The sequence below is a fragment of the Paenibacillus hodogayensis genome (genome assembly GCF_039536325.1).
Classification (GTDB): domain Bacteria; phylum Bacillota; class Bacilli; order Paenibacillales; family NBRC-103111; genus Paenibacillus_AB; species Paenibacillus_AB hodogayensis.
In genome coordinates, this window is the sequence record NZ_BAAAYO010000008.1 from 287,378 (window position 1) to 304,444 (window position 17,067).

Genomic DNA, 17,067 nt, shown 5'->3' on the forward strand with positions numbered 1-17,067 from the left:
TTATGTGGCGCTTCCAGGCTTCCTTAAGATTCGTCGGCGGCTTCCTTCTGAATAAGTCCGGCGAACAGCGCGTGCACGAACTGCTCCGAATCGAAATCTTCCAGATCGTCTATCTTTTCCCCGAGCCCTACCAGCTTGACCGGAATGTTCAACTCGTTGCGGATGGCGATGACGATGCCTCCTTTGGCCGTACTGTCCAGCTTGGATAGCACCAGCCCGGTGACGCCGGTCTTCTCGCCGAACAGCTTCGCCTGGATCAGCGCGTTTTGCCCGGTCGTGGCGTCTATGACGAGCAGCGTCTCATGCGGCGCATCGGGAATTTCTCGGCGAATGACCCGGTAAATTTTGTTCAGCTCTTCCATCAGGTTCGCCTTATTTTGCAGACGTCCGGCCGTATCGCACAGCAGCACGTCGACGCCGCGCGTTTTGGCCGCCTGGATCGCATCGAACATGACCGCAGCCGGATCGGAGCCCTCCGAATGCTTGATGACGTCGACCCCGGCGCGTTGTCCCCACACTTCCAGCTGATCGATCGCAGCGGCACGGAACGTATCGCCGGCGGCGAGCAGCACCTTTTTCCCCTGCTTCTTGAACCGATGCGCCAATTTGCCGATCGAGGTCGTCTTGCCTACCCCGTTCACGCCGACAAACAGAAAAACCGTCATGCCGGTCGGGTTCATATGCAGGCTGTTGTCTTCCGGTCCCTGCATCATGGCGACAAGCTTCTCTGACAAAATCGGCTGAAGGTCGGCCGGATTCTCGATCTTCCGCTTGCGCACCTCAGTGCGAAGCTGCTCGATCAGCTCCAAGACCGTATTGACGCCGACATCGGCGCCGATCAGAATCTCCTCCAACTCCTCGTAAAAATCCTCGTCGATCTTCTTGCGCCGAAGGATCAGATCCTCCACCTTCTCCACGAACGCGGAGCGGGTTTTGCTCAACCCTTCCTTAAACTTGTTCGTGACCGTTTCGGCTTTGGCGGATATACTTTCCCGCAGCTTTTTAAAAAAACTCATGGCGACTCTCCATCCGTCGTATTTTTCTATAAACCGATTCGCCTCGCACCCATGTCAGCACGAAAACGACTTCGCTTCAAACTCTCCGTCTTCCTTGTTCGTCCTACTGCTAGGCGGTCAATGGGTTGTCCTCGTCCAGACGGACGGACACGAGCTTCGATACGCCGCCTTCCTCCATCGTCACGCCGTACAGCACATCCGCCGACTCCATCGTACCTTTGCGGTGGGTCACGACGATAAACTGGGTCTGTCCGGAAAACTCGCGCAAATATTCCGCGAACCGGCTTACGTTGGCTTCGTCCAGCGCCGCCTCCACCTCGTCCAGCACGCAGAACGGCACCGGCTTGATGTGGAGGATCGCAAACAACAGCGCCATAGCCGTCAGCGCGCGCTCCCCGCCGCTTAGGAGCTGCAGGTTTTGCAGCTTCTTGCCCGGGGGCTGGGCCACGATCTCGATGCCGGTATCGAGCAGCCGATCGGGCTCGGACAGGATCAGATCGGCCCGGCCGCCGCCGAACAGTTTCGCGAATACTTGCACAAACTGCGTGCGGATGGCGTCGAACGTCGTCTTGAAACGTTTGGACATCTCTTCGTCCATCTCCCGGATGACGAGATAGAGCGCCGTTTTGGCTTCGACCAGATCGTTTTTTTGCTCGCTCAAAAACTGATAACGCTCGTTGACCCGCTGGTATTCCTCGACGGCCCCAAGGTTGACGTCGCCGAGCGCGGCAATTTGCCGCTTCAGGTCCTTCACTTCGTTTTGCAGGGCAGGCACGTCGTCCGGCACCGGATAGCGCTGCTTCGCCAGCTCGTAGCTGAGCTCGTACTCCTCGGCCAGCTTCTTCAACAGATTCTCCAGCTCGACATCGAGCCGGTTGACGCGCACTTCGGTATGACGCAGCTGCTCTTCGACCGTCTTGAGCTGGGTGCGCTGCTCCCGCGTCAGGCTCTCGCCTTCCTCCAGCTTTTGCACCCATTTGGCCCGCTCCGCCCGTTTGAACTCCATCTGCTCGGAAGCTTCCAGCTTCTTCAGGCGGAAATGGTTCAACTGCTCGGTCTGATGGACCGTCTGGTCCTCGTTGGCCCCGATATCCGCCTCCAGTTGCTTGAGCAGCCGCCTGTTGCCGCCGCGCTCCCGCTCGGACGCTCCCAGATCGTCGTCGAACCGGCGAAGCTGCTCCTCGAGGGACTGCTTTTCCTGGCTCATCGAAGCCGTCTTCACTTTGAGCGACGTCAATTGAACCTGCAATTCCTCCTTGGCCGATTCCTTGGCCTTGCGCTTCAGCTCGGCATCGCGAATCGACTGCTGAATCGACTGCTCTTCTTTCTGAAGCGCGGCAAGCGACTGCTCGGCTCCGCTCTTCTTCCGTTCGAAGTCGCCCCGTTCGGCGGAAAGCGATTCGCGGTCCTGCGAGTAGAGGGCGGTTTGCTGCTCGGCATTTTTCCCTTCGCTGTCCAACTGATTGAATTGGGAACGAATCTGCTGCTCCTCGATCCGCTGCTGCTCGCCAAGCTGCCGCAGCTCGTCCAGCGTCCGTCCGCCTTCGGCCAGCTCGCGGCGGATGCCCTCCAGCTTCTTGCGCAGATCGCCGAGCTGGCTTTCCGCCGCGCGGATTTCCTTGTCCATCTCGTCGATTTGCCGCTTCCGGCCGAGCAGGCTGGACGTCTTCTTGTTCAGGCTTCCCCCCGACATCGAACCGCCGGGGTTGACCACATCCCCGTCCAGCGTTACGACCCGGTAGCGGTACTGACATTTGGCGGCGATCCGATTCGCTTCCTCCAACGTTTCGGATATGATGACGTTGCCGAGCATGCTGGCGATAATTTGCTCGTACCGGTCCTCGAACCGGACGAGATTGACGGCGATACCGACAAAGCCTTTTACCTCGGACAACGTCTTCTTCTCATGCTCCGGAATCGAGCGACCGCGTATGACGTCCAACGGCAGGAACGTAGCCCGTCCGGCCTGCCGGCGCTTCAGAAAAGCGATCGCTTCGCGACCCGACGCCTCGTTCTCGACGACGATATTTTGCAGCGCTCCGCCAAGCGCCGTCTCGATCGCCGTTTCCACCTCAGCCGGCACTTTGACCAGTTCCGCCACCGCTCCATGGATGCCCTTCAGTCCGTCGGCCCGTTCCTTCGCCTTCAGCACTTCCTTGACACCGTGGGCGAAGCCGTCGTAATCGTTCTCCATCTCGCGCATCGTATCGCGGCGGGAGACGAGAGCCTCCAGCTTCTGCTCCCACTTGCGCACCATGTCCTGCACTTGGCCGAGCAGTTCCTGCTTGGCCTTCAGCTCTTGTCCGAGCGCGGAGTAGCGGTCGCGGTTTTCCTGCAGCTCCCTGGCCAACCGTTCCGCCTGCTCCTGCAGCTCGCCGCGCTGGCGCACAATCCGCTCATGCTGGCCGGACCACTTGGCATACTCTTCGTCCATACGCTCCATACGGCGGGTGAGCGATTCGAGATGCTGCTCCGCATAACGCACCTCGTTGCGCGATTGCGCCATCCGGTTCAGCGTTTCCAGCAGGTCGGCTTTCAGATGCTCCTCTTCTAAGCTGCTGACCCCGCCGGCAACACCGAGAAGCCGCTCCTCTTCGGATGTCAGCTTCTCTTGAAGCTCTCCCACTTCGCGCTCCAGGGACGCATATTTCATCCGGAAAGCGTCCGCCTCGCCTTGCTTCTCCGCGATACGGCGATCTTGAGCCGCCAGCGTCTGCTCCAGTTGGTCGCGGTTGCTCAGCAAGTTTTTGCGCCGTTCCTTGAGCACCTCACCCTGGCCTTCGCTTTTCTCGAACTCCTCGCTCAGACGGAGTACCGTCTCATGAAGACGGTCGATCTCCTCTTCCAGCCGCCTGGCTTCCATCCGCTCCTTCTCCAGCAGCGCATCGTGACGGCTGACGACCGTGGACAGCTCCAGCTCCTGCTTCTGCAGCGCCTTCAGCTTCTCGCTGGCCTCGGCCCACGAATGGTGAATCTGCTCGATCTGGTACACGTACGTGGAAATTTCCCCCGACTTCAATTGTTCCTTGAGCTGCTTGTAGCGGACCGCCTTTTCCGACTGATCGCGCAGCGGCTCCAGTTGGTCCTCCAGCTCGGATACGAGGTCGTGGATGCGCAGCAGGTTTTGCTCCGTATCGGACAGCTTCCGCTCGGCTTCCTTCTTGCGGGACTTGTATTTCACAATACCCGAAGCTTCCTCAAAAATGCCGCGCCGGTCTTCGGACTTCGTGCTGAGAATTTCCTCGATCCGGCCTTGACCGATAATCGAATACGCTTCCTTGCCGATGCCGGTGTCCATGAACAGCTCGGTAATATCTTTCAACCGGCAAGATTGCTTGTTTATAAAATATTCGCTGTCGCCGCTTCGATGAATCCGGCGCGTTACCGTCACCTCGTTGAAGTCCAGCTTCAGCGCCTCGTCCGTGTTGTCCAGCGTCAGCGACACTTCGCCGTAATTGACCGCCTTGCGGGAATCGCTGCCGGCGAAAATGATATCCTCCATCTTGCCGCCGCGCAGCGAACGTGCGCTTTGCTCCCCCAGTACCCAGCGGATCGAGTCGGAAATATTGCTTTTGCCGCTGCCGTTCGGCCCGACAACCGCGGTGATTCCCTGCACGAACTCCAGCTCGGTTTTGTCGGCGAACGATTTGAATCCGGCCAACTCCAAACGTTTCAAAAACATGGCTTCACCTCAAAACTTTGCGGAGCAAAGTGACTTCAAACGCGTCCTTGACTTTTCGCATGAAAAGCCGTTATTTCCGATAAATCGTCCATTCTATTGTAGCATACAACCCGGCCCGTACACATCTTCCCGCGCTGCGGGACGGCTCTGCGAGGTTCACCGATTACCGGCTCCGTCAAGCCTTCATCCCGCCGGTACGATGTTGCTGTTCCACAAGAAAGAGCGGCTTCCGCCGCTCTCCTGTGCCGGCTGCAAACCGACTTCGTTTCCCGTGACGCAGGCTGTTTAGGCCCGCTCGTTTTTGTGAGACGCGTTCAGCCGCGCAAGCGCCTGCGAAGCCGCCTGCTGCTCGGCATCTTTCTTGGAGCGTCCCGTGCCTGAACCGAGCATCCGTTCGTCCAGCCATACCTCGGAGACGAACACCCGGTCGTGCGCCGGCCCGCGCTCCTCGACGATCCGGTATTCCACCGTACCCATCCCGCGCTGCTGCGTATGCTCCTGCAGCTTTGTCTTGAAGTCGCCCGCCTGCAGCATCGCATCCTTGACCAAGTAAGGGAACAGATGCTTGTCCAGGAATGCCCGAACCGCCTCGATTCCCTGGTCGAGGTACAACGCCCCGACGAACGATTCGAATACATCGGCCAGCAAAGCAGGTCTCGTCCGGCCGCCAGTCAGTTCTTCGCCCTTGCCGAGAAACACGCATGAGCCGAAGTCCAGTCGTTCGGCGAACTGGACGAGCGATGGTTCGCAGACGATCGACGCCCGATGCTTCGTCAGTTCGCCTTCGGGCCGGTTCGGGTATGTATGGTACAAGTATTCCGATACCGTTACTTGCAGCACCGCATCCCCGAGAAACTCCAGCCGTTCGTTATCCTGCGTTTCGGTCGAGCGTTGTTCGTTCACGTACGACGAATGGGTAAACGCCTGCTTCAGCAAATGAGGCTTGCGGAACTGGATATCCAGCTCCACTTGCAGTTTTTTCAATGATTTCAACGAAATCCACCACCCATCGTTTCGATCCCGATAGTAGGATTCGCCCGCACGTGCCGTCCGTACCCCGTCTCGCTGTCCGCATCCGGCACGCCCGGAAGCCTTATTCCGAGAAACGCTTCAAGATGATCGTCGCGTTGTGGCCTCCAAAGCCGAACGAGTTGGACATCGCGATGTTGACGTTCGCCTCTCTCGGTACATTCGGCACATAGTCGAGATCGCATTCCGGATCCTGGTTATCCAGATTGATTGTCGGAGCAATTTTGCCGCGTTCGAGCGTTAATCCGGTAATGACGGCTTCTACGCCGCCGGCGGCGCCAAGCAGATGGCCTGTCATCGATTTGGTCGAGCTGACCGCCACTTTGTAAGCATGATCCCCGAGCGCCTTCTTGATCGCCGTCGTCTCGGAACGGTCGCCGACCGGTGTCGACGTCCCGTGCGCATTGATGTAGTCGATCTCCGACGGCTCAATGCCGGCGTCGCGGATCGCCCGCGACATACAGCGCGCCGCGCCGTCCGGGTCCGGATCGGTCATGTGGTAGGCGTCTCCGGACATCCCGTAGCCGATCACTTCCGCATAAATATGCGCCCCGCGTTTCTGGGCGTGTTCCAGTTCCTCCAAGATGAGAATCCCTGCCCCTTCACCCATTACGAAACCGTCGCGACCCGTATCGAACGGACGGCTGGCCTTCTCCGGCTCGTCGTTGCGCGTCGACATGGCACGCAGCGCACAGAAGCCGGCCATACCTGTCGGACGGATCGTCGCTTCCGCTCCTCCGCAGATCATAACGTCCGCTTCGTTGCGTTGGATCAGCTTATACGAATCGCCGATCGAGTGCGTTCCCGTCGCACAGGCGGTAACCGCCGTGCTGTTCGGGCCCTTCGCGCCGAAAATCATCGAGATTTGCCCCGACGCCATGTTGGCGATCATCATCGGGATAAAGAACGGGCTTACCCGCTTCGGCCCTTTTTCCAGCAAAATTTTATGCTGCTCTTCCCAGGTCCCGAGCCCGCCGATTCCTGAACCGACGTAAACTCCGCACCGTTCGGGGTCGGTGTCCTGACCGATGTCGAGCTTTGCGTTCTTGACCGCCAGTTGGCTGGCCGCAACCGCGAATTGAACGAACCGATCCATGCGTCGTGCTTCTTTTTTGTCGATATAGTCTTCCGGATTGAAATCGTGGATCTCTGCGGCGATATGAGTCGTATAATCGCTCGTATCGAACGACTCGATAACCGAGACGCCGGACTTGCCTGCCATCAGATTGTTCCAGAACGTTTCCAATTCGTGACCCAAAGAAGACATGACGCCCATACCGGTAATGACGACTCTTCGTTTCATCAGTTCCCACCTCTTCGACATGACGGCTAATAGTATGCTTTATTGGGAAGCTCCAGACCTGCGGCCGGAGACATCGTTTGCGCATTAAAGGAGGAGAAGTCCCGTTTCAGACAAGAAAACGGGACTTTGAAACGCTAGTTTGTGATTAGGGGCTCTGCTTTCTTGCGGAAGCGGAACCTGCGCTTGCGAAGCAAGCTTGCTTACAGAAAGCTCAACCTGTGCTTCCGAAGTGAGCTTTCCTAAGGAAAGCTCAGCCTGTGCTTCCGTAGCAAGCTTTCCTACGGAAAGCTTAGCCTATGCTTCCGAAGTGAGCTTTCCTAAGGAAAGCTCTTAGGTATGAGACTTTATGTATTCAACAACCTCTCCAACGCTTGTAATCTTCTCAGCATCTTCGTCGGAAATTTCCAAATCGAACTCGTCTTCCAACTCCATAACCAATTCGACTACGTCGAGGGAATCTGCACCCAAATCGTCTTTAAACGATGCTTCAAGGGCAACTTCAGACTCTTCTACCCCCAAGCGATCGACCACGATGCGCTTCACACGGTCAAAAATATCGGACATCCCGTTCACCTCCTCCATGGTATTATACGAGAAAAGAAAACAAATTGCCATACCTCTTGCGACAGGCTCCCGCGCCCGACAAGGTCCTTCAGGATTCGACGCGCTTTTTACATATACATGCCGCCGTCTACATGGATCGTCTGACCCGTCATGTACGACGAATCGTCGGAAGCCAAGAAACGGACCACGCGGGCGATATCTTCCGGCTGGCCGAGTCTGGCGAACGGAATTTGCTGGAGCATCTGCTCGCGCGTCTCCGCCGTCAGCTTGTCGGTCATATCCGTCTCGATAAAGCCGGGAGCGACCGCGTTGACGGCGATATTGCGGGACGCCAGCTCTCTTGCAGCCGACTTCGTCAAGCCGATAACCCCGGCTTTGGCCGCGACATAGTTCGCCTGGCCGGCGTTGCCGAGCACGCCTACGACGGAGGAGATGTTGATGATCTTGCCGGAGCGCTGCTTCATCATCGGACGCGTCACCGCTTTAATACAGTTGAATACGCCCTTCAGATTCGTGGCGATGACCTGATCGAACTCGTCCTCTTTCATGCGCATGATCAAATTGTCGCGCGTAATGCCCGCATTGTTGACCATGATATCGATTTTACCGAAACGGTCCAGCGTTTGCTTGACCATCTCGTCCACCTCGGCCGCGGAAGCGACGTCGGCTTTGACCTTGAACGAGCGGCGGCCCAAGCCTTCGATATGGCGCACAACCTCTTCGGCCGCCTGTTCGCTGCCCGCGTAGTTGACGACGACGTCGGCGCCGGCTTCGGCCAGCACGATCGCGATCGCCCGCCCGATCCCCCGGGACGCTCCCGTAACGAGAGCTACTTTTCCTTCCAGCATCGCAATCCCTCCACTATCAAGATGAGGACCGCACCGCCTGCAAATCGGCAGCGAATTTGTCCAAAGCCTCGCGGCTGTTGATCGAGACGACCTGCACCTGCTTGTCGATCTTTTTGATCAGACCGGCCAGCACGGTGCCGGAGCCGATCTCCACAAACGTTTCGACGCCTTGGGCGATCATCCAGGCTACGCTGTCTTCCCATAATACCGGGGAGACGACCTGGTCCACCAGCAGGCGGCGGATTTGTTCCGCTTGCAGCACCGAGTCGGCCGTGACGTTGGCCACGACCGGAATGCTCGCATCCCGCATGGGAACGTCCGCCAGAACGCCGGCCAGACGGTCCGCCGCAGGCTGCATCAGGGACGAATGGAAAGGTCCGCTGACTTCCAGCGGAATCACCCGCTTCGCCCCGGCTTCCTTGCCCCGCTCCGCCAGCTTCTGCACGCCCTCGGCGCTGCCCGACACAACGATCTGTCCCGGGCAGTTGATGTTGGCCATCTCGACGACGCCGGCCTCTTCGGTTACGGACCGGCAAAGTCCGGCCAACTGCTCGCGATCCGCGCCGAGCACGGCGGCCATCCCGCCTTCGCCGTTCGGAACCGCCTGCTCCATGAACTCTCCGCGGGAGCGAACCGTGCGCACGGCGTCCTCGAAGCTCATCACGTCCGCCGCCACCAGCGCGCAATATTCGCCGAGACTGTGGCCGGCCACGAAATCAGGTTCGACGCCCAACTCCTTGACAGCCTCGAGAATCGCGATGCTTGTCGCGAGCAACGCCGGCTGCGTATTCGCGGTTTTTTTCAAATCCTGCTCGGGGCCATGAAAGATAAGATCGGACAGCTTGAAACCGAGCGCCTCGTCAGCCTGGTCGAACCGGGCTTTGGCGCTTGCGGACGCTTCGTAAAAGTCTTGTCCCATGCCTACGGCTTGAGCGCCTTGGCCGGGAAATACAAACGCGATACGCGTCATCGTGCAATCCTCCTTGCTAACGTAAAAGGTGGAAAAAGCTTACCAGACAAGCACGGAAGAGCCCCAGGTCAAGCCGCCCCCGAAGCCGACGAACAACAGCTTGTCGCCTTCCCGGATGCGGTTTTCCCTGACTGCCTCGGCCAACGCGATCGGGATCGAGGCCGCCGATACGTTGCCGTACTTGTTCAGGTTGATCATGCACTTGTCTTCCGGAAGCTCCAGCCGCTCCAGCGCGGATTGAATAATGCGGATGTTGGCTTGGTGCGGAATAAGCAGGTCGATCTCGCTTTTGTCGATACCGGCCTTGCGCAGCGCTTCCTCGGCCGCGCTTCCCATTATTTTGACGGCGAATTTGAATACTTCCTTGCCCGCCATGTAGATGAATTGCGATTTGGAGTCGAACAGTTCCGGGCTGATCGGATGACGGGAACCGCCTCCGCTCGCCTTCAGCAGCTCGCCGCCGGAGCCGTCCGCGCCCAACTCGAACGATTGGAAACCGCGTCCCTGCGGCACTTCGCCCAGCACAACCGCGCCCGCCCCATCTCCGAACAGGATGCATGTGTTCCGGTCCGTATAATCGGTAATTTTGGACAAGCATTCCGCGCCGATGACAAGCGCGTTGCGGTACATGCCGCCTGCGATCAGCCCCGTCGCGTTAGCCAAGCCGTAAATAAAGCCCGAGCACGCCGCCGACAAGTCGAACGCCGCCGCCTTCTTGGCGCCGAGCCGGCTTTGCACGATACAGGCCGTGGAAGGGAACGACATATCCGGGGTTACCGTGGCCACGATGATTAGATCCAGCTCCTGCGGAGCCAGATTCGCTTGCCGGAGCGCTTCCAGCGCCGCCTCATAAGCCAGATCGGAGGACGCCTGCTCCGCCGAAGCGATGCGCCGCTCGCTCATGCCCGTACGGCTGACGATCCACTCGTCGCTCGTCTCGACCATCTTCTCCAAGTCTTTGTTCGTCAATACGCGTTCCGGCACATACATGCCGGTTCCCAAAATGCCAACCGGTATTCCGTTCATCCTCATCCATCTCGCTTCCTGCTGGTTTCCGTGGAAATCGCCCCGACCAAACCGTTCGACAGAGCGATGCGTGCTTGTCTAACCGCATTTTTAAAAGCATTGGCGTCCGAAGGTCCGTGACATTTCAGCATCAGGCCGTTGATGCCCAGCAACGGAGCGGCTCCATGCTCGCTGTAATCCATTTTTTTCTTAAAGGCGGACAGCCCGGGTTTCAGGATGGCAGCGGCCAGCTTGCTCATAAACGAACGGGTAAATTCGGTTTTGAGCGCTTTGAACACGAATTCCGCCGTTCCCTCCATCGACTTCAGCAAGATGTTGCCGGCAAATCCGTCGCACACGAGCACATCGCAATTGCCGTGCAGCACCTCCCTCGCCTCCACATTGCCGACGAAATGGATCGGTGCCTGCTCCAGCAAAGGATAAGCCGCTTTGGTCAGTTCGTTGCCCTTCCCCGCTTCCGTACCGACGTTCAGCAAGCCGACGCGGGGCTTGGGAAGCCCGTTCACCTTATTGCGGTAAATGCTGCCCATGATCGCGTACTGCAGCAGGTTGTCCGGCGTCGAATCCATGTTGGCGCCGAGATCGAGCGCCAAAAACCCGCTTCCGTCCATCGTCGGCAGCATCGGCGCCAGCGCCGGCCGCTCGATGCCGTCGATTCGGCCGACGACGAGCAAGCCCGTCGCCATCAGCGCGCCGGTATTGCCGGCGGATATCATCGCATCGGCTTCGCCTTCGCGGATCAGCCGGCCGGCCACGACCATCGAAGCGTCCTTCTTGCGACGCACCGCGCGCGCAGGCTCGTCGTCCGCGGCGATCACGTCCGCGGCGTGCAAAATCTTGACGTTGGCCGGCAGCGTTCCCCCGGACAAATGACCGGTTATTTTCCCCTCGTCCCCGACCAGGACGATCTCGACATCGCTCCACTCCTTAGCCGCCAGCAGCGCTCCCGCCACCGTCATCGCTGGGCCATGGTCCCCGCCCATGGCATCAATCGCGATTCGCATGCAGCTCTTCCCCTCTTTCACTCAATTCATTGGCAAACCGGTAAATCAGGAAGTTGCCGTGAAATACCGTTTCCTCCCCGACATAGGTGAACACTTCCACCTTCGCTTTGCCCTTCTGCCCGGAGATCGAACGCACATACGCCTTGGCAATGCATTTCTCCCCCAGCTTGACCGGTCGAATAAACCGGATATCCGCGGCGGCGGTCAACGCCATCTCGTTGTTGACGACAGCGATGGCCAACGAATTCGCCTGCGAAAAAATATGGTGTCCCCGGGCAATTTTCGTACGGGAGAATACGTGCTCCTCCCTCAGCTCGAACATCGAGATCCCGCTCTTGTCCAACTGCAAATCGATGACATCCCCGATAACCTCATGAATCGGCAACGAACGGACTTGGTCGTACGTACGCTCGGCCATCAGTTTCAGGCGCTCCCTCAGCTCCGGAATGCCAAGCTCGAGCCGGTCGAGACGAATGGTCTGGATGCTTACTTTAAAAATGCGGGTAAGCTCCTCATCCGTAACGAACGGGTTTTGGTCTAGCTCTTTGGCCAGCTGTTGCTGGCGTTGACGTTTTGGCATTCTTTCGATTTCGGGCCACCGCCTTTCCGATCTGCGCGAACTCGCTCATTTGCGTTATATGAATCGACCTTATCGATTATTACCAGGTACTAAATGTTAGTATAGAATATTCCGTCCTAAAAAGAAAGGGTGCATCTCCCCAAACGCAGGAGCAGTCGTATTGTTAAAAATCGGCGGCAAATCGAGGCTGCGGGGACCTTTCGCTCGTTGTGCGCGTCAAGCACGCTGTGAAGCAGGAGGACGGCGCTCAACAAGAAAAGGGCACCTCAGCTGAATGAAGTGCCCTTTCATGCGTCGTTTGTTTAATTAAGACTTGACGATCTCTCTGTTCTTGTAAGTGCCGCATACTTTGCATACGCGGTGAGAGAGCTTCAGCTCTCCGCAGTTGTCGCATTTAACCATACCCGGTACGGACAATTTAAAGTGAGTACGGCGTTTGTCGCGGGTTGTTTTCGAAGTTCTCCGAAAAGGAACTGCCATATTCCCACCTCCTTCATCATGCTTTAGAAATCATTGCTTTTTGTCCAGCAACTGCTGCAACACGGCCAATCGCGGATCGATACGCGCTTCCGGAATGGCTGCGGGATCGATATTGAGATTCGCCCCCGTCTCCGGGTTCAAGCCTTTGCATTCGGGCGTACATAACGGAATGTAAGGCAAGCCGAGCAGAACGGTTTCTTCGATAAACGGCATCACATCGACGACCTCTTCATCGATCACGTGCAGATCGTCTTCGTCTACACCCGAGTAGCTTTTGTCGCGCGTAAACCTTTCCCGAAACGGAATAGCCAGCCGCTGTCCGTAATGGCTCAGGCAGCGCGAGCAAACAAATTCGGCGGGCAGCTCCAGCAGCCCGGCGGCCTCGACGACTTGATCGACGGCAGCCACATGCAGCGCGATATGTAGCGGTTCAGCACGCACTATATCGCTATTCTCTTGAAGCAGAAGCCCAATATCGCGGTCTTCGTCGCGACGGACCTGTCCGGATTTGGAGACCAGATCCCGAATGTTTACATGCACGTTAATCACTCCAAACAAACATAGTCTATTATAGCGATTCCGTTCCCGCTTTGTCAACATTTTCAACGCATGATATAGTAGGATTATCCACCCGGGAAGCCGTCAAGTTGGATCACGTCGGCATTTCCCCGGGCGATCCTTGATCAAAGGAGCGCTGCCATTTGAGAACGGTAGGCATTATCGTCGAATATAACCCGTTGCATAACGGTCACGTTTATCATTTCCGGCAAAGTAAAATTGTATCAGAAGCCGATGCCGTCGTCGCCGTCATGAGCGGCAGCTTCCTCCAAAGGGGCGAGCCGGCGCTCGTCAGCAAATGGGCCCGCGCGGAGATGGCGCTCCATATGGGCGCCGATCTGGTCATCGAGCTGCCCGTCGCCTTCTCCGCCCAGCCGGCGGAATGGTTCGCTTTCGGCGCGGTATCCGCGCTCGAGGCGACCGGCGTCGTCGACGCCTTCTGCTTCGGCAGCGAAAGCGGCGACCTCGATCTTCTTCGCTCGGCGGCCCGCGAGCTGCACGCACACGACGGGAGCCGCATCTCCGTGCAGACGAGCCTGGACGACTCCGACGATTCCGCTTCGGAACTCCCGGCTCCCGCTTCGTCTCGGTTCCGCGACTCGATCAGGGACCGACTCAAAAGCGGAATGAGCTATCCCGCCGCATACGCCGCTGCCGCCGGACGTCTGCTCGCCGGGCAGGGAGACGAGGAATGGCTGGCGCAGCCGAACAATACGCTCGGGCTCCACTACCTGCTCGCGTTGGAGCGTCTGCAAGGACGGATGCGCCCTTATACGATTCGTCGCCACAAATCCGGCTATAGCCAGACCGACATTACCGACGAGCGGATCGCCAGCGCAACCGCCCTGCGCAAGCTGCTGGCCGGTCAAGCGGATGTCGGCGCTCTGGAGCCGTTCGTCCCGGATTACACGCTGCGCATTTTGCGCCGCGAGCTTGCGGCCGGGCGCGGTCCGGTGCGTTGGGAGGCGCTGTACGACCCGCTGTTTGCCCGCATCGCGGTGACGCCTCCGTCGGAGCTTGCCGCCTTCGGAGAAGTCGCCGAAGGTCTCGAACACCGTCTGGCGCGCTCTCTCGCCACGGTTCGTCCCGAAGAAGGCGAACGGTTCGAGCAGCTTGTTCAGGCGTTGAAAACGAAACGGTACACCCGAACGAAGCTGCAGCGCTTGTTGACCCGTCTGCTGCTCAACCACCGCAAAGAGCCGCTCTCTCCCGAGCGGCTCGGCGAGGGCGTCCCCTATTTGCGCGTGCTCGGCTTTTCTCCCGTAGGGCAGCAGCTATTGAAGTCCATGCGCCGAACCGCCTCCGTTCCTGTGGTCGTCAAGGCGGCTTCGCTGCGGCACCCGTACCTCGATCTGGACATCCGGGCGTCCACGGTGCACGCTTCCGCCTTTCCCCATCCTGCCCAGGCGGATCTGTTCCGCGATTATGCCGAGCCCCCCGTCCGGCTTGGCTAACGACCGGTTTCCGGTCAAGTTTTCGGCTTCAAGCCTTCCAGATAACGAACCGCCTCGTCCATCGTAGCGATCGGCACGACCTTCATGCCGGTCCCGATCTTCTTCGCTTGGTCGGCGGCATCGGAGGCGTTGGGCACGTCGGCCGCCAGGTTGCATTCGCCTTTTTTGCGGTCCGCCGGCGCGAAGAAAATATCCGCCTTTTCGCGGTCGGCAGCTACGATTTTTTGCCGGATGCCACCGATGGAACATACGTTTCCGCCCGGATCGATGGTACCCGTTCCGGCGATCCGGTACCCTTTGGACAAGTCGCCGGGGGTCAGCTGGTTGAAGATTTCCAGCGAGAACAGCAGTCCGGCCGACGGTCCGCCGATTTCCCCCGCATCGATCGTCACCTTCTTATCTCCCTGGCTGGGAGCGATCTCGAGCAGCTCGGCTGTAGATATACCGAAACCGATGCGGCTGACGCCCGACGGATCGGGCTCTTTGCCGTTCTCCTTGTCGATCGCGCTCAAGTCTTTTAACGTGATGGCCAGCTTTTTCTCCGTTTTGCCGCGTTTGACGGTCACCTCGACCGTTTCATCCGCTTTCCGCGGCTTCAGCTCGGTCAGAATGTCCTCATGCTTGACGATCGGCTTGCCGCCGACCTGCAAGATCTGGTCACCGGGGTGCAAAATGTCGTAGGCCGGGTAGCCTTTCACCGTTTGCATGACGATAACGCCGCGCGAATCGATCGTAAAGGGGATGCCGGCCTGCTTGTAGGCCGCTTGAATCGAGCTGCTTTGCGAATCGAGCATCACATACTCCTGACGCGTCGAATATTCTTCCTCGGAGCTGCCTCTCAGCACATCCTGTTTTTTGCGGATTTCCGCGTTCGAGCTTAGCTTCGCGGCGATATAGCTAAAAATGCTGGAACGGCCCATCGAAACGGTCGTCAGCATGAAAGCACCCTTCTCCTCCTCGTCCCCTCCGGCCACCTGCACCATCGGTTTGAGCTCCTCCGCCGTTCCCGGCTTATAAATGTAGTACGGCACCGGTATGAAATAAAAAGCGTAAGCCAGCGCAAGGGTAATCAGGAACGAGGACAGAAAACCGCGCGTCCATATCCGTTTCGTATGTTCTCTTCGACGACTGTCGATCATGCGTATTCGCTCCTTCCGTGCTGTTGCATGGCTGCCGCAGGCTGTCAGGCTTGGTCTAAAGCGCATCCTCCGCGCGTAAACATGTACCACTGATCGATTTGTCTGGAGGGATGCCGAATGCGGCTCGGGATGTTTCACGCAAGAAGCCGCGAGTATACGGTCGCGCTTGCGATGCTGACGGCCTTGCTGGTGCTCTCGATTTTGTTGTTTCCGGAACGCGCTTTTCAGGCTTCGCTCGGCGGACTGACGGTATGGTGGAACATCGTCTTCCCCTCGCTACTCCCCTTCCTGATGCTGAGCGAGCTGCTCGGCGGATTCGGGGCCGTTCGCGCCATAGGGACCTTGCTGGAGCCGCTGACCCGGCTGCTGTTCCGCATCCCCGGCTGCGGCGGCTGGGCTATCGCGCTTGGAGCCATAGCCGGCCTGCCCGCCGGAGCCGAGGCGGCCGGCAAGCTGCGGCGGGACAACCTCGTCAGCCGGGAAGAAGGAGAACGCATCGTCGCGCTCTCCCACGTGGCCAGCCCTTTTTTCATATTGACCGTTATCGGCGCCGGTTTTATGCACAGCGTCGAGACCGGGGTCATCATCGCTATTGTCCATTACAGCTCCGCTCTTGCAATGGGGCTTCTGCTGCGTCCGTTAGGCTCTCGCCCGCCAACCCATCCGTCCGACGGCACGGGCGCGAAAACACCGTCGCGAACCGGCAATAAGCCCAAATCCGTCTTCGTCCGCGCGCTGACGGACATGCACCGGGCCCGTCTGGAGGATGGGCGTTCGTTGGGCAAGCTACTCGGCGACTCCGTAACCGGCGCCATTCAAACGCTGATGATGATCGGGGGGACCATGATCGTATTCTCCGTCCTGCTCGGCGTTCTGGATACGATCGGAATCGGCCCGCTGCTGGCCCGGCTTGCTTCCGTCCTGGCACCGGAAGCCGCAGCCCCGCTCGATACGGTGCGCAGCCTTCTCTCGGGGATGCTGGAGCTTCATATCGGCACGAATCGGCTCAGCCACTTGGCCGCCCCGGGCGCCGTCACGACCGCCTTGATCGGGGCCGCTTTGGCCTGGAGCGGGCTGGCCGTCCATTTGCAAGTAAAGACGGCCATTCGCCATACCGACCTTCGATATCGTCGCTTCTTGCTGTCCCGCACTATTCATGCCGGGATAGCGGTCGTCATGACGTTTGCGCTGTACCGGCCGCTTTCGACCTGGATGCAGAAGGCGGAGCCGAGCTTTCTGGGCGGATACGCTAACGGCTCGAGCGGTGCGGAAGCACCCTTCCTATCGGCGTGGTCCTCCTGGAGCGCCATACCGGAACGGTTCGCGGGGCTCGGAATCGGCCTGGCCGCCGTCATGCTGTTGTCCCTTCTAATATCGCTCTGGTTCAGACCCGGCCGCACGGCCCGTTAAGGAC

The 17,067-nt window shown here is 58.7% G+C and carries 15 protein-coding genes; 2 read left to right on the top strand and 13 right to left on the bottom strand.

The features are described 5' to 3' along the window. Window positions 1-23: 23 nt before the first annotated feature. From ftsY to ABD796_RS17195, 12 genes are all read right to left on the bottom strand, one after another. On the bottom strand, window positions 24-1,016 hold the full coding sequence (ftsY, locus tag ABD796_RS17140) for a signal recognition particle-docking protein FtsY (protein ID WP_344909608.1): 993 nt from the start codon (window positions 1,014-1,016) through the stop codon (window positions 24-26). Window positions 1,017-1,125: 109 nt separating this feature from the next. Beyond that, window positions 1,126-4,698, bottom strand: coding sequence for a chromosome segregation protein SMC (smc, locus tag ABD796_RS17145; protein WP_344909612.1), 3,573 nt, complete (start codon window positions 4,696-4,698; stop codon window positions 1,126-1,128). Between the two features lie 285 nt (window positions 4,699-4,983). Next, complete coding sequence (rnc, locus tag ABD796_RS17150) at window positions 4,984-5,691, bottom strand: ribonuclease III (RefSeq protein ID WP_344909616.1); 708 nt, start codon at window positions 5,689-5,691, stop codon at window positions 4,984-4,986. 100 nt (window positions 5,692-5,791) lie between these two features. Continuing rightward, on the bottom strand, window positions 5,792-7,030 hold the full coding sequence (fabF, locus tag ABD796_RS17155) for a beta-ketoacyl-ACP synthase II (RefSeq protein ID WP_344909620.1): 1,239 nt from the start codon (window positions 7,028-7,030) through the stop codon (window positions 5,792-5,794). A gap of 330 nt (window positions 7,031-7,360) precedes the next feature. Then, complete coding sequence (gene acpP / locus ABD796_RS17160) at window positions 7,361-7,594, bottom strand: acyl carrier protein (protein WP_139604180.1); 234 nt, start codon at window positions 7,592-7,594, stop codon at window positions 7,361-7,363. A 107-nt stretch (window positions 7,595-7,701) separates the two neighbouring features. Continuing rightward, entirely contained in the window at window positions 7,702-8,442 is a 741-nt protein-coding gene (gene fabG, locus ABD796_RS17165; RefSeq protein WP_344909630.1) for a 3-oxoacyl-[acyl-carrier-protein] reductase, read from the bottom strand. A 16-nt stretch (window positions 8,443-8,458) separates the two neighbouring features. Further along, on the bottom strand, window positions 8,459-9,412 hold the full coding sequence (gene fabD / locus ABD796_RS17170; RefSeq protein WP_344909636.1) for an ACP S-malonyltransferase: 954 nt from the start codon (window positions 9,410-9,412) through the stop codon (window positions 8,459-8,461). A 39-nt stretch (window positions 9,413-9,451) separates the two neighbouring features. Continuing rightward, a complete protein-coding gene (locus tag ABD796_RS17175; RefSeq protein WP_344910299.1) occupies window positions 9,452-10,438 on the bottom strand; it encodes a beta-ketoacyl-ACP synthase III in 987 nt (328 codons plus the stop codon). A gap of 2 nt (window positions 10,439-10,440) precedes the next feature. After that, window positions 10,441-11,442, bottom strand: coding sequence for a phosphate acyltransferase PlsX (gene plsX, locus ABD796_RS17180; RefSeq protein WP_344909640.1), 1,002 nt, complete (start codon window positions 11,440-11,442; stop codon window positions 10,441-10,443). Beyond that, window positions 11,426-12,022, bottom strand: coding sequence for a transcription factor FapR (gene fapR / locus ABD796_RS17185; protein WP_344909644.1), 597 nt, complete (start codon window positions 12,020-12,022; stop codon window positions 11,426-11,428). The genes plsX and fapR overlap by 17 nt, the downstream gene beginning before the upstream one ends. 306 nt (window positions 12,023-12,328) lie before the next feature. Further along, window positions 12,329-12,502 carry a 50S ribosomal protein L32 gene (rpmF, locus tag ABD796_RS17190; protein ID WP_344909649.1) on the bottom strand — a complete coding sequence of 58 codons (174 nt, stop codon included), beginning with the start codon at window positions 12,500-12,502 and terminating at the stop codon, window positions 12,329-12,331. 30 nt (window positions 12,503-12,532) lie between these two features. Beyond that, window positions 12,533-13,042 (bottom strand): YceD family protein, encoded by a 510-nt coding sequence (locus tag ABD796_RS17195; protein WP_344909653.1) that lies wholly within the window; start codon window positions 13,040-13,042, stop codon window positions 12,533-12,535. 161 nt (window positions 13,043-13,203) lie between these two features. Between ABD796_RS17195 and ABD796_RS17200 the strand changes: the two genes are divergently transcribed. Beyond that, the gene (locus ABD796_RS17200; RefSeq protein ID WP_344909658.1) at window positions 13,204-14,514 is read left to right on the top strand and encodes a tRNA(Met) cytidine acetate ligase; all 1,311 of its coding nucleotides are present in this window, start codon (window positions 13,204-13,206) and stop codon (window positions 14,512-14,514) included. A 14-nt stretch (window positions 14,515-14,528) separates the two neighbouring features. On the opposite strand, the gene ABD796_RS17205 is transcribed toward ABD796_RS17200, so the two are convergent. Then, a complete protein-coding gene (locus tag ABD796_RS17205) occupies window positions 14,529-15,653 on the bottom strand; it encodes a SepM family pheromone-processing serine protease (RefSeq protein WP_344909661.1) in 1,125 nt (374 codons plus the stop codon). A gap of 117 nt (window positions 15,654-15,770) precedes the next feature. On the opposite strand from ABD796_RS17205, the gene ABD796_RS17210 reads away from it, so the two are divergent. After that, entirely contained in the window at window positions 15,771-17,063 is a 1,293-nt protein-coding gene (locus ABD796_RS17210) for a sporulation protein (protein WP_344909666.1), read from the top strand. Window positions 17,064-17,067 lie beyond the last annotated feature (4 nt).

What these genes read in the sequence shown, in the direction of transcription:
- ftsY (WP_344909608.1), bottom strand. Translation starts at nt 1,016, where the DNA reads ATGAGTTTTTTTAAAAAGCTGCGGGAAAGTATATCCGCCAAAGCCGAA.
- smc (WP_344909612.1), bottom strand. Translation starts at nt 4,698, where the DNA reads ATGTTTTTGAAACGTTTGGAGTTGGCCGGATTCAAATCGTTCGCCGAC.
- fabF (WP_344909620.1), bottom strand. Translation starts at nt 7,030, where the DNA reads ATGAAACGAAGAGTCGTCATTACCGGTATGGGCGTCATGTCTTCTTTG.
- acpP (WP_139604180.1), bottom strand. Translation starts at nt 7,594, where the DNA reads ATGTCCGATATTTTTGACCGTGTGAAGCGCATCGTGGTCGATCGCTTG.
- fabG (WP_344909630.1), bottom strand. Translation starts at nt 8,442, where the DNA reads ATGCTGGAAGGAAAAGTAGCTCTCGTTACGGGAGCGTCCCGGGGGATC.
- fabD (WP_344909636.1), bottom strand. Translation starts at nt 9,412, where the DNA reads ATGACGCGTATCGCGTTTGTATTTCCCGGCCAAGGCGCTCAAGCCGTA.
- ABD796_RS17175 (WP_344910299.1), bottom strand. Translation starts at nt 10,438, where the DNA reads ATGAACGGAATACCGGTTGGCATTTTGGGAACCGGCATGTATGTGCCG.
- plsX (WP_344909640.1), bottom strand. Translation starts at nt 11,442, where the DNA reads ATGCGAATCGCGATTGATGCCATGGGCGGGGACCATGGCCCAGCGATG.
- fapR (WP_344909644.1), bottom strand. Translation starts at nt 12,022, where the DNA reads ATGCCAAAACGTCAACGCCAGCAACAGCTGGCCAAAGAGCTAGACCAA.
- rpmF (WP_344909649.1), bottom strand. Translation starts at nt 12,502, where the DNA reads ATGGCAGTTCCTTTTCGGAGAACTTCGAAAACAACCCGCGACAAACGC.
- ABD796_RS17205 (WP_344909661.1), bottom strand. Translation starts at nt 15,653, where the DNA reads ATGATCGACAGTCGTCGAAGAGAACATACGAAACGGATATGGACGCGC.
- ABD796_RS17210 (WP_344909666.1), top strand. Translation starts at nt 15,771, where the DNA reads ATGCGGCTCGGGATGTTTCACGCAAGAAGCCGCGAGTATACGGTCGCG.